The sequence below is a fragment of the Rhodopirellula maiorica SM1 genome (genome assembly GCF_000346295.1).
Classification (GTDB): Bacteria; Planctomycetota; Planctomycetia; order Pirellulales; family Pirellulaceae; genus Novipirellula; species Novipirellula maiorica.
Genome location: NZ_ANOG01000967.1, coordinates 1 through 14,122 on the forward strand (window position 1 = coordinate 1; position 14,122 = coordinate 14,122).

Annotated in this window: 11 protein-coding genes; 10 read left to right on the forward strand and 1 reads right to left on the reverse strand. The window is 53.6% G+C overall.

Annotation, left to right across the window (positions count from 1 at the left end):
* Window positions 1–676: 676 nt before the first annotated feature.
* Window positions 677–1,054, reverse strand: coding sequence for a hypothetical protein (locus RMSM_RS31105; protein WP_040770440.1), 378 nt, complete (start codon window positions 1,052–1,054; stop codon window positions 677–679).
* Between the two features lie 195 nt (window positions 1,055–1,249).
* Here RMSM_RS31105 and RMSM_RS43545 point away from each other — a divergent pair, with 195 nt between their 5' ends.
* From RMSM_RS43545 to RMSM_RS31155, 10 genes are all read left to right on the forward strand, one after another.
* The gene (locus tag RMSM_RS43545; RefSeq protein ID WP_008706905.1) at window positions 1,250–1,384 is read left to right on the forward strand and encodes a hypothetical protein; all 135 of its coding nucleotides are present in this window, start codon (window positions 1,250–1,252) and stop codon (window positions 1,382–1,384) included.
* 334 nt (window positions 1,385–1,718) lie between these two features.
* A complete protein-coding gene (mscL, locus tag RMSM_RS31110) occupies window positions 1,719–2,252 on the forward strand; it encodes a large conductance mechanosensitive channel protein MscL (RefSeq protein WP_008706908.1) in 534 nt (177 codons plus the stop codon).
* 407 nt (window positions 2,253–2,659) lie between these two features.
* Window positions 2,660–4,237, forward strand: coding sequence for an ABC transporter substrate-binding protein (locus RMSM_RS31115; protein WP_236622375.1), 1,578 nt, complete (start codon window positions 2,660–2,662; stop codon window positions 4,235–4,237).
* Complete coding sequence (locus tag RMSM_RS31120; RefSeq protein ID WP_040770442.1) at window positions 4,237–4,827, forward strand: MCP four helix bundle domain-containing protein; 591 nt, start codon at window positions 4,237–4,239, stop codon at window positions 4,825–4,827. Before RMSM_RS31115 ends, RMSM_RS31120 begins: the two co-directional genes overlap by 1 nt.
* A 2-nt stretch (window positions 4,828–4,829) precedes the next feature.
* Entirely contained in the window at window positions 4,830–6,263 is a 1,434-nt protein-coding gene (locus RMSM_RS37585) for a methyl-accepting chemotaxis protein (protein WP_008706914.1), read from the forward strand.
* Between the two features lie 231 nt (window positions 6,264–6,494).
* Window positions 6,495–7,076 (forward strand): hypothetical protein, encoded by a 582-nt coding sequence (locus RMSM_RS31135; RefSeq protein WP_236622376.1) that lies wholly within the window; start codon window positions 6,495–6,497, stop codon window positions 7,074–7,076.
* A gap of 252 nt (window positions 7,077–7,328) precedes the next feature.
* Entirely contained in the window at window positions 7,329–7,715 is a 387-nt protein-coding gene (locus tag RMSM_RS31140; RefSeq protein ID WP_008706919.1) for a hypothetical protein, read from the forward strand.
* 153 nt (window positions 7,716–7,868) lie between these two features.
* Window positions 7,869–9,665: a translation elongation factor 4 gene (gene lepA, locus RMSM_RS31145; protein ID WP_040770446.1), complete on the forward strand. Its 1,797-nt coding sequence runs from the start codon at window positions 7,869–7,871 to the stop codon at window positions 9,663–9,665.
* A gap of 116 nt (window positions 9,666–9,781) precedes the next feature.
* On the forward strand, window positions 9,782–12,859 hold the full coding sequence (locus RMSM_RS31150; protein WP_008706924.1) for a WGR and DUF4132 domain-containing protein: 3,078 nt from the start codon (window positions 9,782–9,784) through the stop codon (window positions 12,857–12,859).
* 69 nt (window positions 12,860–12,928) lie between these two features.
* Window positions 12,929–14,065: an ATP-binding protein gene (locus tag RMSM_RS31155; RefSeq protein ID WP_008706926.1), complete on the forward strand. Its 1,137-nt coding sequence runs from the start codon at window positions 12,929–12,931 to the stop codon at window positions 14,063–14,065.
* Window positions 14,066–14,122 lie beyond the last annotated feature (57 nt).

Here is a 14,122-nt window from a genome sequence, read left to right on the forward strand (position 1 = left end):
ACGATAATTGGACTCGGTTCGCAGTGATGCGTGACCATCAAATGCGATGGCACCATTGCAGCATAATGGCCGATCACGTCCAAGGAATTTGGATGTGAAACATCGGCAACTGCTCGACTCATTCGAGTTGAATTGAACGAATTCGAATCAGGCTGGTCAGCAAACGTTTCTGACAACCCTGTCCTAGACGTACGACCAATGCCATCTACTTTGGGTAGCGGTGCGGCGCAAGCCGCCCGGTTGCAGCGAGCAAAACGTTCGATTTTAGACCGGGCGGCTTGCGCCCAATGCCATCTACTTTCGTAGTGGGACTCGCCAGAGTTCCTGGTGTTTCAACAGCAAAGATGGGAATTCTGGCGAATCCCACTACTTGAGAATCTCCAGTGGTTGCCAAAGTAGATGGCATTGGGCGTACGACCACTGCGCGGGACGGAAGATGGCGTTTCGATTATCCGAAATCGATACGGATGTGAAGACGCTCGAAACTACCAATGACGGATTCCGATTTCAACGAATTCCTTTGGCAAACCAGCAGTGTCGCGAGATCCGTTGACGGGGAATCCCGGCGATCTCGCATCCGCATTGCAAAACTGCTCCGCCAACGCGGCCACGATGCATCCTAGCGCAAACCCCATTGGGCGGCATTCATGATGGCGTCTCTCGAGATCGGTCTTGGTTAAGCATAGGTTAGATAGGCGAGTAACCCAAGTTGAAACAAGGTAATCCCCGAAGTGACGCTATGCCAACTATGAAACCGACTGCGAAAGAGCTGCACCAGCACACCCAGCACGGTTAAGGTTCCCAACGTTTTTCCGATCACGAAGTAACTGAAAAATGTGGGCTCCATCTTCAATAACGCTAAGCAGATTGGATTCTTCTCCATCTCAAAGATCGTTTCCGAATGTACGAACACAAGCAACATGTCGTAGCAGGAAATCAATCCAATCACAGTACAACACACCGCGAAATACATGGAACGAAACCACGCTGGAACTGCGGGCCAACCTTTTGAAACTCCGGCATATTCCAACGTGGGAAATACGTTCGACATCATGTCTCTCTCCATTTAGTTGAAGTGAAAACGTGGTGAAGCATTGGACTAGCAACACCCAATAAAAGGAGTGAAGTCCTTCGATTTGTTTTTTTCAGGAGTACGCACATGCCGTGCCACTCGCACCCGAAGGAGGTGAGCAACCCCTTATCCTTGCCAACGGGTAGTCATCAACAACATTCAATTCCGAGATACGAAATGCTGCCTCAAAACAGCGATTTGGTTGCTGCGGAAACCAGCAACCGGCGAACGTCACGGCATCCAAGCATGCCGCTTTGCCAGCTGAAAAACGGCAAGAAACGTGGCTTTATCCACATGGAAGCCACTTGCTAAAAAAACAGGCAACGACAGTTTCCGGTCCCCGCCAACATCTGCGAACAAAGGGGGCGCCAAAACATTTGGACGGCGAGAACGCAATCGGGCCGTTGATAGCATGGGGAGAAATCGCCACCCAAGCGGCATCGACGACCGGAACGGGTGTCGTTGCCAAAGCGGGGTCAAAATTCGCGAGGTTCGCCGAAAACTTGTAGCAAGTTTTCGCAGCGGGCGTCTTGCACATCACGACCGACCGGAAGCCTATCTCAGATTGGGAACATGATATGCTGTTGCTTCGACGTTGTACCACCTTATCGATCCCACTCCTCTTGTTTGCGATGACTTTAATCCCATGAGCATCTTGGCTGATTTCAAAAAGTTCGCTTTGCGTGGCAACATGATCGATCTGGCGATCGGATTCACTGTCGGCGCCGCCTTTACCACCGTGGTCAAGTCGTTGGTCAACGACATCATCATGCCGCCGATCGGCTGGATCACCGGCAATGCCGACTTTTCCGATTTGTTTTGGGTACTGCATATTCCTGAAACCGTGACGGTTCCCGCGAAAGGTTTTCAAACTTTAGCAGCCGCACAAGAAGCAGGCGCCGTCACCGTCAACTACGGCATGTTTCTCAATGCATGTCTATCGCTTGTGATTGTTGCGTTTGCGATGTTCATGATCATCCGCGCGGTCAATCGAGTGGACGAAGAACTTGATGAACGCTTTGGCGAACCGAAGCCTTCCGAAGAACCGTCGGAGAAGAAGTGTGACTTCTGTCGCTCGACGATTCCATTTCGTGCAATCCGATGTCCTCAATGCACTTCGGAATTAAAGGTTCCAACAGTCAGCGAATCGGGGCACGCTGCTGAACGCCCGGCTACCTAAGCCGACGTTGGTTCGCCGATTTTCGAATTACTTTGCCTACTCGAACCTGTAGATCTCACCAACCGATGGGGTCGATACCGCGATAATTCGCCCACGAAACAGAGCGAATCGCTTCGGTTATCGAGAAGTTTTCGATTAACTTAGAAGTGGGGGCCGGTTCCAGCTAAACTACGAAATGCGACCGCCCCTTCGTCGAGGAGTCTTCGGCAACCATTGCGACTCTTCTGACGCTCCTCATCTCGAGAACTGCGTCCATGGTTTTGAAACGCCATTTCGTTTTCGCTCTGCTCGCTATTACGTGTTTCGTCGTCGCGAGCGTGATGACGGCGACAGAGTGTGCGGCACAGGAATCGAGACAGCCGATCGAACCGTTGCAACTGCGTGCCGACGATGCTTCGATCCGGGCATTGTCTAAAGCCGTCCCGGGCTCGCATGTCAAAGTGTTTCTTCCCAGTCTGCCGTATCTATACACCTCGCACGCGATCAACGGCGCCATGATCAAACCGTCTGACAATGCGCAGGGGTGGGAATATGACATGGCTGTTTCTCATCGCCAGATCGATGAAACGACCTATGAATTCCAACTTCGTAAAGGAGTCCGATTTCAAGACGGCAGCCCCTTCAACGCGGACGCGGTCGTCACCAACATGGATGCATTTAAAAAGCAACCGACGACCTATAGCAAGATCGACCAAGTGTTTGACTACGTCGAAAAGATCGACGACTACACCGTGCGGTTCCATCTGAGCGAAGAATACGGATGTTTCATGAACGATTTGGTTTGGATGCAGTTTTACACCGACGAGTATCTCCGCGTTTGTGGTGGCTGGAACGGCAAAGCAAGCTGCCCCAATCTGTCGCGTCCCGGCCCCTACGGATTGGGACCGTACATTTTGAGTGAAGGCTATATCGAAGGCGACCGGCAAACCGACAAGGCGATCTTGACCGCGAATCCTTACTACTGGAATTCCGAATACCCCAAAGTCGAAACGATCACCGTTTTCACACAGCTGGACGCCTTGGATGCGAAGAACAAAACGCTGCACCAGGAAGGGGAAGTCGACATCACCGACATTCCGCCCGAATATAAAGTCGAGACGATTTTGTCGCCCTTCGCTAAAGTCATTACGTCGCCGTCAAACAACAACATTGCCATTCACATCAATATGATCAACGGCAATCCAAAACTACGCGACACGACGGTCCGCCGCGCCCTGAACGAAGCGTTGAACCAGCGAAACCTGCTGTACTTTGTCTTTGACAACGAGGGGACTCTCTCGCCCACGATGGCGTCTCCCTTTTTTCCCGGGGTACGCGAAGCCGTCAAAACGCTGAAACCTTTTTCTGAAGTCAACAATCCATACGCCCCGACCGTTCAAGCTCGCCTGCAATCGGTACTCAATGGTCTGAAACTGAAAGTATTGACGCAGAATCGCTTCCTTCCGCTATGGCGTGGAATCGAATCCCAACTGAACAAAGTAGGGGTGACGCTGGAAGTGACCACGACATCCAGCGAAGCCGAGATTTTTGGACCTTTATTATCGACCAATCGCGACCAGAACGAAGTGGACTGGGATCTTTTGGTGTGGGGAAATGATGATTGGTTTTTCAACCATCCCTATACTGCATTTCTCGTCTATCGCACCACGAACGTCTGGAGCACACTGTATCCCGATCCGATCATGGACGGTTTCATCGATGAAATGTTCCGCCTCAGCGTGGAGGATCCCGAGTTTAGCGAGATTACCACCAAAATCATCCAGCGGGCTTATGACGAGGCGTACATGTTGTTCGTGCCGACTCCGAACCGAGTGATGGCGGTCAACAAGGAAGTGGTGTATCGCCCCTACAAAATGGCTTGTGCTCCGCTGTGGAAAATCCAAGTCACGGATCAACATTGGTCGGTTCGCCGCGGCCCGTACCGTGCAGCATCCAAAGGCCCAGTGCGAATCACTCGCATGACCATTGACCAGGAGTCCAAGTGATGCGAAATCGTGGCGTTTGGATCAAATTGTTGCTGCTGGTGACGATCTCGGTGATTGCGTTCTGTGTGATGGGCGTCTATGGAATCCTGACCACGCGAATCACCTTCCACTCGGTCAACGACGTACGTGACACCGCTCTGAAGTTGCGCCGCGGGGCGGTCGAGATTTCCGAACCGCTAAATGAACTTCGTCAACTGTCGCTGACTCTCGTCATGGCCCCCGACAATGAATTGCAGCGGCAACTGAATCGACAGCAACTGGCCAAAACAAAACAAATCGACTTGGCGTTTGAGAACTGGAACACATCGTCGAGCGATCCCGCGGAAATTTCGAGCTTTCACGAGTTGCGAGAAACATGGGGTCGATACAAACGCATCAAAGACGTGACCGCAGGCAAAGTGCTCGACGACTATCGCGAAGAAGCGTTCATCAATGCGATCCAGGCTGAACAGCAACAGTTTGCCGAAGTCAAACGTGACCTTGATTTATGGCTGCAAGCGATCGAAGACAACGCCGACAACGTCTTCGATTCCGCTCAATCCCGCTACGCCGCTGCGCGACAAACTTACATTTTCGCATCATTGCACTGACGTTGCTTGTCGCCACGGTCGGCTACCTGACCGCAAACAGCATCATCGGTCCGCTCGAAACGATGCGAAATGTCGCTTCACGGATCTCCGGAATGGCATCGACCGCGTCGATCGACGGGCTGAATGAACGCATCAACATCCAATCCAATGATGAACTCGGCGCGTTGGCCTCGGCGTTTAACCAGATGGTCGAGAACATGCAGTCGACCTTAGGCCGATTGTCCTACGAAGAACGCCGAACCATGGCGGTACTCAATTCAACCGCCGATGGCATTGTGACGATCGACGACGATGGCAACGTGCGGTCGATGAATGCCGCAGCGGAACGGTTGCTGCAGTGTCACAGTGGCGACGTGATCGGAAACGCGATCGAACCTATGATCCCTGCACTTGGCCAGGCTGCAAGTACCACGTGGCACACAGGTGACGATCATTCGTCGGCGAGCCCTCAAGAACACGAGGTCATGGCCCACACCTGCACAGGGCGCGAATACCCGATCGCGTTACGCGTGCGGGAAATGAATCACATGGATCAAAAATTGTTGATTGCGACGTTGCAAGACATCACGGTACGAAAACAGACCGAAGCGGAACGACAAAAGTTGTTTCACGCGATTCGTGATGCCGTCCAGCGATTGGCAGTGGCGAGCGAACAGATCCTGGCCACCACCTCAAAACAGGCCTCGGGGACGCAGGAACAGGCGGCGAGCGTCTCGGAAACGGTGTCCACGGTCAACGAAATCGCGCAAACCGCGAAACAAGCAGCCGAGCGGTCTCATGAAGTGGCCGAATCTGCACGGCAAGCCGATGATGTCGGCAATGCCGGACAAACGGCGATCGAAGAATCCATCACCGCAATGATGCAGGTACAGAACCGCGTGGAATCGCTCGCGGAGCGAATCTTGTTATTGGCCGAACGTGCCCAAGCGATCGGCGAAATCACCGCGACCGTCAAGGATATCGCCGAGCAAACCAACGTCCTGGCGCTCAATGCAGCGGTCGAGGCATCGCGTGCCGGTGAACACGGCCGCGGGTTCGCCGTCGTTGCATCCGAGGTCAAGTCGTTGGCGTTGCAATCCAAACAGGCGACCAATCAAGTCCGCAAAATTCTTGGCGAGATCCAAGAGGCAACCAAAGACGCGGTGCACTCAACCGAAGAGGGACATAATGCCGTGCGGGCCGCCAGCCAAGTCGTCAAGAGTGCCGGCGAAACCATCAATCAACTCGTGTCCCTGTTGGCGGTTTCCGCTGAATCAGCAATGCGAATTTCCGCGTCGGCCAACCAACAAGCCGCCGGCGTCAGCCAATTGAACGAAGGGATTCGCGACATCAACCGGGTCACGCAAAACAACGTCGAGACGATCGGTCAAATCGAACAGGCCGCACGTAATTTGAATTCGCTCAGTCACGAACTGGCAAAATTGACCGCGAAATAGATTTTTGTGTTCGAATCGAGTTGCATGACGACAATTTTTTCGTCCTTGACCTTCTCAGCCAGCTCGCCGCGACATCGGTATTTTTGCTTGGATTGCATCGCTTTGCAGCGTCTTTCGCGAGATGATGCACGAGTTCAAAGCAGCTTTTGAAAAAAGCAACGTTTGTCGAAGCGGGCTGGTCGGTTGTCCATGGGCAACGGCTCCTTCCATAGCGTTGACCTGAACGCCGGAATGAACGCTGTTACCCAGCCAACTCATCGCGTCCATGGTGCTCGGCACGGCCATTGCACTCCGGAATGCCTCACTCGGCACGAGGGCCGTGGGTGCTGTACCAAACCAGACCACGGAAGCTCGGTTTTGTTGGTAACGTCGTTCTTTGTCGAAAAGTTGCTGGTCATGACAATACGCGCCAAACAGTTAACGCATCGAGCCCCGTATCCTTCGTCGTGGATTCGTGTCGAACCACGGCAAGCGTGCGATTTGACGTTCGAAATTGCCGACAACGTCAGTGGGATGCGTGTCGATTGGGCGGGACACCAGCCTCGTTTTCGTGTCTACAGCCAAATCGATGACAACGCGGTGGTGGTCGAAGTCACCGACCCGCACCGTTGTGCGTTTGAGCAAGGTGGTATTTGGCGATTGCAATTGACGGCAGAAGAAACCGAGGCGTTGCCGCTCGGTGGCATGCGTTTCACACTGGAGCACCGCGAACCGTCAGGCGAATTTCGACAGGGAATCCAAGGCGGATTCAGTTGTTGTGCCCCCAACCGACGAAATCAAGATGTCACTTTATCGGGTGCAGGGCGACGGTAGCGGTACGCCCGCTTGCTGTCGAACCCGCGTTATTGCTATCGCCCCCGCCCCTTGTTGTCCCGCCTGCGCGGTCAGAGCGGTTGTGACGATTCGGGAGGCGATTTTGCTGCCATCTGATTGCGGCGGCCGCGCATTAGGTCTGCTCCGAACGCAGAACGAGTGTTGTCAAAATTGTTAAATGGTTCCGTTGGCGCAAGAAATACGGTGTAGGGTTGAGTGGTTGCACGTCCTCACCTATCCGATGGATCCGACATGTTTCGACTCACGTTTGTCTTGGCGTTAACGCTAGGAATCTGCCACAGCAGCGATGTTCAGGCTCAAAACTGCCGGGCACATTCGCACATCCATCACTATCAACCGCCGGCATATTCGTCGGGACGTGCGACTTCGTCACGGTGGGTGATCGGCGCTAACGAGTACCATGCCCACCACCGCGGCGACATCCGCAATCCGTATGGCTATCCGTTTTACGGCTACGGATACATTCAGGATCCCTATCAAACGGGCAGCTTTCGCGCTCCCGACTTGTTGGACGATCCCTACTTCAACGCCCGGCACAAATTCGACAGCCATTTTCCAGGCCGGTATTCTCGCCGCCCCCCGCTAGAGTTTCGTCATCCGATACAGGATCCTCGGTAGCGATTGCAACGAAAAACGCTTTGAACTCGGTTCAAATTGCTCGGCAGCCGTCTTTGAGCCGGTTTTTGGTCCCTGTCGTTTTTTCACGCGATGCACTACGATTGTCAGTTGCGCCGTACGCCGCCACCGACAATCCCGAGTGAAACCCAAAGCATGAAACGCATCCGGAACTTTTGTATTATCGCCCATATTGACCACGGTAAATCGACGCTGGCCGACCGATTGATCCAGGCCTGTGGTGGGGTAACGCAGCGTGAGTTCCATGACCAAATGCTCGACTCGATGGATATCGAGCGTGAGCGCGGGATCACGATCAAAAGCAATACCGTCACGCTGAACTACACCGCCGCGGACGGTCACGACTATCAATTAAATCTGATTGATACGCCTGGCCACGTCGATTTTTCGCACGAAGTTCGCCGCTCGCTGATGGCATGCGAGGGAGCATTGATGGTCGTCGATGCCTCGCAGGGCGTCGAGGCTCAAACGGTGGCCAATCTGTATCTCGCCATGGAATACGACTTGGAATTGTTGCCGGTGATCAACAAGATCGACTTGCCGGCCGCCGATGTCGAACGCGTTCGCGAAGAGATCGATTCCGATCTTGGGCTTGATCCGTTTGCCGCGATTCCGGTTTCCGCCAAAACCGGCGTTGGTATTGAGGATGTCTTGCAAGGCATTGTCGAACATCTGCCGCCGCCCAAGGGCGATCCCGATGCACCGCTAAAAGCACTGGTCTTTGATGCTCATTTCGACAAATACCGCGGTGTGATTCTGCAGTGCCGCGTGATGGAAGGGACGTTAAAACCGCGCGACACGATCCACTTCATGCATGCGGGTCGCGATTACAAAGTCGACGAGCTTGGTTACAACCAATTCAAACTCGTCCCCAAGGACAAACTCAGCGCCGGCGAGGTCGGTTACATCGTCGCAGGCGTCAAGAGTGTCCAAGACATCGAAATCGGCGACACAATCACGCTGTTGGATCGTCCCGCCGCAGAGCCGATTCCTGGTTACCAGCCCGCCAAACAAGTCGTGTTTTCGTCGGTCTATCCGATGAGTACCGATGAGTATCCGGATCTCACCAAAGCGCTCGAAAAATTGTCGATCAATGACGCGGCGTTGACGTTCGAAAAAGACAGCTCGGCCGCCCTGGGATTCGGATTTCGCTGTGGTTTCCTTGGACTACTGCATCTCGATGTGATCCAAGAGCGACTGCAACGTGAATTTGATCTCGGGCTTGTCATTTCCGCACCGTCGGTTTCGTACCGCCTGCAGCTCAACGACGGCAGCACGTTGGAAGTGGACAACCCGAGCTATTGGCCCGATCCAACCAATATCCAATCGTCAAGCGAACCGTACATCAAAGCATCGATCCTGATTCCCGAAGAGTATGTCGGTCCTGTGATGGAGCTGTGCCGTGAACACCGTTCCGAAAATCAGACGATGAATTATCTGTCGGCTGGCCGGTTGGAAGTGATCAGCGAGATGCCGTTGGGCGAAGTGTTATTCGATTTCTACGGCAAACTAAAGATGATCACGCGTGGGTACGGATCGTTCGATTATGAACCGATCGAATACCGCCCCACCGATGTGGTGAAAGTCGATATTTTGGTGAACAAGGAACCGATCGACGCGCTTTCGTATCTTGTCCATCGCGACAAAGCTCGCACCCGGGCGCTGCATTATTGTGAACAATTAGCCGAAGCGATTCCGCGGCATCAGTTCAAAATTCCGATCCAAGGTGCAATCGGTGGAACGATCATCGCGCGAGCGACGATCCAGCCCTACCGCAAAGACGTCACGGCGAAACTGTATGGCGGTGACGTTTCGCGTAAAAAGAAACTGCTCGAAAAGCAGAAGAAGGGCAAAGCCAAGATGAAGCAATTCGGCAGCGTGAACATTCCTCAAAAAGCCTTCGTCTCGGTGCTCCGCGCCGACAAAGATTAACGAAACCAAGAAATCGAGGGCTGTCTGTTGATGGCGAAGCCCTTTGCGCTCCGGCATAATACTCGGCAATCAAAGCCGTTCGTAGCGCCAACTTGCCTTGTAGGGAGTCGCAAAGGATGTCCAGTCGCCAGCTTGTTTTTTCTGATGGAAAGTCTCATAAGTTCTGGAATATCGAATTGGAGGGCCAGTCACACACAGTGACATATGGTCGCGTCGGGACCAGTGGCCAATCACAAACCAAAGATTTTGACGATGCCGCAGCGGCCAAAAAGTCGTTTGACAAACTGGTTCAACAAAAAGTCAAAAAGGGGTACTCGGACTCCGACGTGACCGCAACTTCGGCGGCAACGACGACCCAATCGGCAGCAACCAAATCGGCGGCAGGCAAATCAACGACAGCCGGCTCAAAAACCGCGGGTGGCAAATCTTCAGCCAAGGCTAAAACCGCCGCCAAAGCCGCGGCCTCGGATCCCGCTGCCGACGTGGTCACCGAAATCACTCACGTGATCGATCTCGATCCGGCCGATTGGTCGCTCGCCAGTTTTCGTGAACGCAAACCGCTTGAACTTGGCGAACCGAAGCCCGCCGACATCGATGCGGGGATTAAGCGATTTACCAGCCTGAGAACGACCGATTACGGGTGGACGATTCCCTACGAAAAACTGAAACTGCCACCGATCTTGGCACCCGAGGAGGCGCATTTTTGGTTCTGCTTGATGACAGGCAACCCCAGTCGTTTGGAAAACAAAGCCGCCCTTGAGAAATACGCGGCGAAAATCGTCAAAGCAAACAAATTCACCGGAAAGGTCTCGGTCGACGAAGCCACGACTCTCGTCAGTCATGTCGAGCGGCGTGTCCCTGAGTCATTCATGCAGTCGCTAATAAGTCTGTTTAGCGCCGACGAATGTTTACAAATCTTGATCAAGGCAATTCAAGGCTACAAAAAAAAGCAAAGTTACGACAAATCCGAATTGATGCGATCGCTGTGCGACAGTTTTCGCAGCCACGTGTTGCCGTATTTGAAGCAGAGCGAGATCAACCAACTGCAAAAACGGATTCGCAAGAGCTTTAATCCCCATTTTGAACCGGCGGATTCTTACTCGTCCTATCCTGTCGAGCATTATCTTGCCGCGATGCTGGGGATGCACGACGAGATTCAACAAGTCGTATCGAGCTGGGAGGATGACCGTTACTGTAAGAGTGACGAATGGATCGATCACTATCATCGTCCTCAAGCTTTGCTGTTCGGGCTCGAAAGTGCCGAGCAGGTCGAATCCGAATGGCGGCGGCTCAAACTTCGCATCAGCACTCCTGAAAACGCACGAGGCTTTTTAGCGTGCACCGAATATTCGGCACTCGATGTCCTTGCTGATCAGATTTGTCGTCAATCAAACAAGGATGATTGCACCGCGTTGCTGAAAGTCTTCGCACTCGTCCGTGCGCCCGAAGCCGCCGAACCGATGTTGCAGTGCCGGCTGAACGCCAAAACACCGGCATTGGCGCGCGACTGGATGGCTCGCGAAATCGGCAATGCGGTGTCGGGGTTAATCGATACGGCGGGATCCAAAGGCAAACTTGCTGACGCCGCCATCGAATACTTGCGATCGGTCAAACGCAGTGGTTTGGAAAACGTGATTGCAGATGCCGTGAAGAAGGCGGGCAAAAAATCCGAAGCCGCGGCCCGTGTCCAACGCGACGTGCTGGATTTTGAAGAAAAAACCTATGATCCGCTTGATGAAAAGACGACGCCCGCATGGCTTCGCGACGCATTGGTAACGGTTGAATTGGCACGTGTTCCCAAATTGCCCCCATGGGCCAATGCCGCTCATCTGCCCCCGCTAACCGTGGGCGACCAACGGCTCAGCGACGAACAATTGTTGACCGTACTGCACATTTTGGCGGTCACGCCGGTCACCGAACGGCATCCCTTGTTGACCGCAATCAAAGAACACATCGACAAGGGCGTTCGTGATACGTTTGCCTGGCGATTGTTCGAACTTTGGCAAGAGGATGGATCGGTATCAAAAAACAAATGGGCGATGGGGGCTATCGGTCACATCGGTGACGATGGTTGCGTGATGAAGTTGACTCCGATGGTCCGAGTCTGGCCTGGCGAAAGCCAGCACGCTCGAGCCGTATTCGGGCTGGAGTGTCTACGCGGTGTCGGCACCAACACGGCGCTGATGCAGTTGTCCGGTGTGGCTCAGAAATTGAAATTCAAAGGATTAAAAACAAAAGCGGCCGCGTTTGTCGAAGACATTGCCAAAGAAAAGGGAATGACGCGTGCGGAACTCGAAGACCGTGTGATCCCTGATTGCGGACTCGATGAGATGGGGCGACGCGAGTTCTCCTTTGGATCGCGGTCGTTTTCGTTTGTACTGGGCGGTGATCTGAAACCGATGGTGCGTGACGAGTCCGGCAAGATACGCCCCAACATGCCTAAACCCGCAGCGAAGGATGATGAAAAGATAGCCAATGAATCGCTCAGTGAATGGAAATTGATCAAAAAGCAGATCAAAGAGGTCGCGACACTGCAAGCCGGGCGACTCGAGCAGGCGATGGTCACCGGTCGTCGTTGGACGGTCGACGATTTCGAATCTTTGCTGGTCAAACATCCTTTGATGACACACTTGGTACAGAAATTAATTTGGGGCTCGTTCGACGCTAAAGGAAATCGCACGGGCCTGTTCCGCGTCACCGAGGAACGCGACTATGCCGATGCCACCGACGCCACCATCTCGCTCGACAAAGCCGCACAGATCGGTCTGATGCATCCTTTGGATTTGACCGAAGCAGAACGCAGCACGTGGGGCGAAGTGCTGAGCGATTACGAAATCATTACGCCCTTTCCGCAACTTGGACGCGAGGTCTATAGCCTGGAAAAAGGCGAAGAAAAAACCAAGCAACTCGCTCGGTTCACCGGACTGTCGTTGGCAGCGCCGACGATGGTGTTCACGCTGGAAAAACTCGGTTGGGTCCGCGGCGTGGCAATGGATGCAGGATGTTTTGACGAGCATTCCAAACAATTCCCTTCGGCCGATGTGACCGCGGTCGTGCATTACGACGGTGTCGTGGGAATGGGGTACATCGATCCTGATGAAATGCTGAAGACCGAATCGATTCACTTTTGCAAAGGCATGCGGGCTCCGTCGGGATACGGCTGGGGCAGCGAAAAACCGACTGAAACTAAGTGAGGTTTCTCCGATTGTGCTCAGCGAAGTCATGGCGGATCTTCACTTGCTGAAATCGAAAGCGAAATAACCATGGCCAAGAAAAAAGCGGTTTCTCGAAAGTCGCAGGACGAGTCCAACCAAGCGTCTCAGTCGCAGCAACGTCCTCCGGCGGAAGTGTTGTTTGCGGACGAGCTCGCCGAATTGACCAACGCCTCTGCGAGTGATCCCAAACCGCCGGGGTGGCGAATGTCGCCCCGCGCCGTATTGTCGTTTGTCTTGGGCGACGCACAACAAGGCCGTCCGCCCAAATTTGTCGGACGGCGTGCATTCCTGGAACGATGTATCGTGTCGCTGGCCACCAATCGCGGTCTGATGTTGATCGGTGAACCGGGGACCGCCAAAAGCTATCTGAGCGAACTTTTGACCGCAGCGATCAGCGGCGATTCGACGTTGACGATCCAAGGTAGTGCCGGCACCACCGAAGACAACATCCGCTATTCATGGAATTATGCATTGCTGGTCGCCGAGGGGCCGTGCGAAAATTCGCTTGTTCCCGCGCCGCTGTACCTGGGAATGACGCACGGCAAATTGGTTCGATTCGAAGAGATCACGCGATGTGCTTTGGAAATTCAAGACGTGCTGTTATCCGTGCTCAGTGATCGCGTGATGGCGATTCCCGAATTGCCCGAGCAAAACCGTAGCCTGTATGCCCAAGCCGGCTTCAATGTAATTGCCACCGCAAACACACGTGACCGCGGAGTCAACGAGATGAGTGCGGCACTGAAGCGACGATTCAATTTTGAAACCGTGCATCCGATTGCGGATATTGCCGAAGAGATGCAATTGGTCCTGCGAGAAACCAACCGCAACCTTGAACGGTCGCAAGTCCCGGTCACGATCGATCAAGATTTGACTGAGTTGTTGGTCACGACGTTTCGCGAACTTCGCCAAGGCAAAACGATCGACGGTCAAGGCATCGATCCACCCACCACCGTACTCAGTACCGCCGAAGCGGTCGGCACCGCCTATGCCGCCGGAGTGCATGCGTATTACTACGCCGACGGCCAAATCGATCCAACTCATTTGGTACGTCATTTGGTCGGCAGCGTGCTGAAAGACAATCCCGACGACCTGAAAAAAGTTCGACACTATTTCGATCACGTGATCAAAAAACGCAAGCAAGGTCGTTGGAAAGAGTTCTTTGATGCTCGCAATGAACTGACTTGATCCTCGCGATCATGCGTCCCAAAAACTCTTGCACGGAACTTCGAAAAGAGAATAGCG